The organism is Kamptonema animale CS-326 (genome assembly GCF_028330895.1).
In the GTDB taxonomy this organism is placed as follows: Bacteria; Cyanobacteriota; Cyanobacteriia; order Cyanobacteriales; family Microcoleaceae; genus Kamptonema; species Kamptonema formosum.
Map to the genome: position 1 here is coordinate 1 of NZ_JAQMUA010000423.1, position 3,460 is coordinate 3,460.

Here is a 3,460-nt window from a genome sequence, read left to right on the forward strand (position 1 = left end):
CCCCAACCTAAACCAGCACCTAAAACCACTGTAGCTGCAAAACCTGCTGCGCGATCGCCCCAACCTAAACCAGCACCTAAAACCACTGTAGCTGCAAAACCTGCTGCGCGATCGCCACAACCTAAACCAGCACCTAAAACCACTGTAGCTGCAAAACCTGCTGCGCGATCGCCACAACCTAAACCCACTGTAACTCCAAAACCTGTTGTTGTGCGAGCGGGTTCTGTAAGAGCAATGCCTTATCCACCAGCTAGTTTAGGCGATCGCAAACCTGTAACCCCTAGACCACCACTCACACCTTCTCCGAAGCCCCAACCCTCTGAGAGTCCGAATAATGGCAGTCTTGTAGCCACTTTTGATTTAGGTAGCATTCGCAGCGGAGAAAGAGATATCCCTGACCAACTAGCTAAACCATTACAAAATCAGAGGCAGTTTTCGCCTGTTCTCGATCCCCTGCAAATTGGGCTGAGATCTGGTTCTGCTTTAACTTTTGAAGTGCTTGTCGAAATTGATGAGGAAGGAAAGCTTACTATTATTAGACAGGTAAATCCAGTTGAAGATGGCACTCAAAGGCAGTCGGGAGTTCAAAGCACTGATTATCTAGGTTTTGCAAAAGAATTGCTCAAAAATTGGCAATTTCAGGCCGCCCACTCTGGCGGTCAAGCCGTATATTCAGAACTGTGGTTAAGACTAACGGTTAAAGCTCTTTAAAGCTCTAGATTAGGAAAATTTTCAAATTACTTGCACTTTTGGAAAATCTATGTTATGGTAATTAAGTCTGTGCGGGTGTAGTTTAGTGGTAAAACTTTAGCCTTCCAAGCTAATAATGCGGGTTCGATTCCCGCCACCCGCTTATAAATTAAGAAATTACTAACACCTTGGGCTGAAGTTATATCTCTCATGAGGGTGTAGTTATTTACTACGAATAGCTAAAGTTATTGATTTGGCTTGAGTAGATAATCCAGAGATTTATTTTAAGAGTGCAGGGGAATTTAAGCAAGCCTTGTTAAAGAATTGTCCCGATCGATCCTTCATTAACTAGAAGCACTGGTGTAAAAACGTAAGGCAAATCGCCAGAAGAGACCAGAGGCTAAAAAAAGTGCGATCGCTAAAACTCCCGCCCCAAAAATCCACAATGTTTCTCCTCTACCGAGTAGAGTTTCTGCGGGAACAGTAGTTAGGAAAGCCACAGGTACAACGAAGGTGAAAAAGAAACGGTAAGCTGCGGGATAAGCCGCCATTGGATATCTACCTGCTTCTAACAAACCTCTGAGAACTTCAGTAACGTTATAGATTTTAACAAACCAAATACTCATCGCCCCTAACATAAACCACAAACTATAAAGGCTAATCATGCCAAATGCCAAGGGTATGACACTCAAAATACAATTGATCGGCCCTATTCCTAGTTTGTTGGCTGAGTAGACTAATACCACAATTCCAAATACTAAATCGGGTATTCCCCAAGGGGAAACGGTACGTGCGGATAGCCAAAACTGGGAACTAATTGGTTTGAGAAGTACAAAGTCAAGAGTCCCTTGTTGAACTTGATCGACGATGCGGTTGAGGTTGGGTACAAGGAAGATGGCGGAAAAGCCTTGGAGGATGGTAAATATACCGAGCACGACTAGAGCTTCTTCCCATTTCCAGCCCGCGAAGGTGTAGCCAGTGCGATAGAAGAGAAATAGTCCAAATAGGCTACCAGCAAGGTTTCCAACGCTACTGAGGGCAGCTAAGAGGAAGTTAATGCGATACTCTAGTTCCGCTGCGATCGCGGTACTCCAAAATAATATAATTACGTAAAGATATCTTTGCATATTTTAATGAGTATAAAGATGCTCTTGTCAATTGATAAATAGTTACAGATAATTTGTATCGCCGCCCTCTGGGCGGTAATATTAACCTCGCAGAGGGTGGCGTTACAGAAAAAGCCTTTAAGCCATATTATATCGCATCAACTACGTATAGGTGTTACTACGAGTAGCTGGCGCGATCGCAAACATCATTTTACTTATTGTTACATTTATGGTAACGGAAAAATTAATCGGCTAAATTTAAGCTAGATTTGCCGACAATACTGTTTGATAGATTAAACCCGAAAACCTATGCAGAAACTAACTCGAATTTTATTCTCTACCACGCTTACCTTGAGTCTCTTATGTTTCCCCAGCCAAGCCTTTGCCAAAGCTAAAATTCAGATGGCTATTCTCCTAGATTCTAGTAATAGCATGGATGGACTGATTGAGCAAACTCGCACGCAAATTTGGCAAGTTGTTAATGCCTTAACTAAAGTAACTAAAGATGGCGAAGTGCCAGAATTAGAAGTTGCACTCTATCATTATGGTAACGACAGTTTACCTTCCCAAGAAGGTTTTGTCAGACTGCTAACTGGCTTTACTCCCGAATTAGATTTAGTATCCGAAAAGCTATTCAGCATCAAAACCAACGGCGGTCAAGAATATGCTGGTTGGGTAATCCGTTCCGCTCTTAAAGAATTAAACTGGAGTAAAGATCCAGCAGATTTTCGCGTTGTTTTTATTGCGGGTAACGAACCCTTCGATCAAGGCCCGATTCCTTGGCGAGAATCTGTTACTCTTGCTACTGGGGAAAATGTTTTGGTTAACACTATCTATTGTGGTTCAGCAGAAAGTCAAGAGCGACAACTTTGGGCTTCAGGAGCTATTTTAGCACAAGGTAGTCACTTCAATATTAACCAAGACAGAAAGATTGAAGTTATCAAGTCGCCTTACGACGATCAAATTACTAAGTTGAACGATCAACTCAATCAAACCTACATTCCCTATGGTAGAGAAGGAGCAGTTGGTCAACAACGTCAGGCGATGGAAGATAGTAATGCTGGCCCCAATTTAGCCCTGCGTAGTAGCTCAAAAGTTTCTGACTATTATAGCAATGCTTCTTGGGATTTAATTGATGCTCTCGATCGTGGAATTGTCACTCTTGAGCGATTATCAAATGATGCTTTACCGCCAGTGATGCGGGGTATGACTTTAGGGCAAAAGCGCGAGTATGTAGCGGCCAAGAAAGCTGAAAGAGAGAGAATTCAAGCTAGTATTCGTGACTTATCTCGAAAACGTGAAGAATATGTTGCTAAACAACGTCAAGTTAATCCTAATGGGGGAGACAATACTCTTGATTATGTAATTATTCAAAGTCTCCGTCAACAATTAGCAGCTAAAGGATTTAAGCTTCAGTAGCCTTTATTATTGGGCGATTGAAATCGCATCTACACGAACAAAGTCCGCCTACGCGGACTAAAGAATTAGGAACTTTGTTGATAAATTTTTTCTGATTTATTTTGACATCAGGAAAAAATTGTTTAAGCTGGTATTAGTTCAATACTTGGCAGGAATTTCATGCTGAAAATATCTCAGGTTAAGCCTATGATATCATGTCCGGTTAAATACTTGTCATTGCGAGCTCCGCGAAGCAATCCCAACAG

The 3,460-nt window shown here is 42.0% G+C and carries 4 protein-coding genes and 1 tRNA gene; 3 read left to right on the forward strand and 2 right to left on the reverse strand.

Annotation, left to right across the window (positions count from 1 at the left end):
• On the reverse strand, positions 1–188 hold a 188-nt coding region (locus tag PN499_RS24770; RefSeq protein WP_272035552.1), incomplete at its 3' end, for a hypothetical protein.
• 46 nt (positions 189–234) lie between these two features.
• On the opposite strand from PN499_RS24770, the gene PN499_RS24775 reads away from it, so the two are divergent.
• Positions 235–711, forward strand: coding sequence for a hypothetical protein (locus PN499_RS24775; RefSeq protein ID WP_272035553.1), 477 nt, complete (start codon positions 235–237; stop codon positions 709–711).
• 71 nt (positions 712–782) lie between these two features.
• A tRNA-Gly gene (locus PN499_RS24780) sits at positions 783–853 on the forward strand.
• Positions 854–1,034: 181 nt separating this feature from the next.
• Here PN499_RS24780 and PN499_RS24785 read toward each other — a convergent pair.
• The gene (locus tag PN499_RS24785) at positions 1,035–1,817 is read right to left on the reverse strand and encodes an ABC transporter permease (RefSeq protein ID WP_272035555.1); all 783 of its coding nucleotides are present in this window, start codon (positions 1,815–1,817) and stop codon (positions 1,035–1,037) included.
• 288 nt (positions 1,818–2,105) lie between these two features.
• Here PN499_RS24785 and PN499_RS24790 point away from each other — a divergent pair, with 288 nt between their 5' ends.
• On the forward strand, positions 2,106–3,215 hold the full coding sequence (locus tag PN499_RS24790) for a vWA domain-containing protein (RefSeq protein ID WP_272035557.1): 1,110 nt from the start codon (positions 2,106–2,108) through the stop codon (positions 3,213–3,215).
• Positions 3,216–3,460 lie beyond the last annotated feature (245 nt).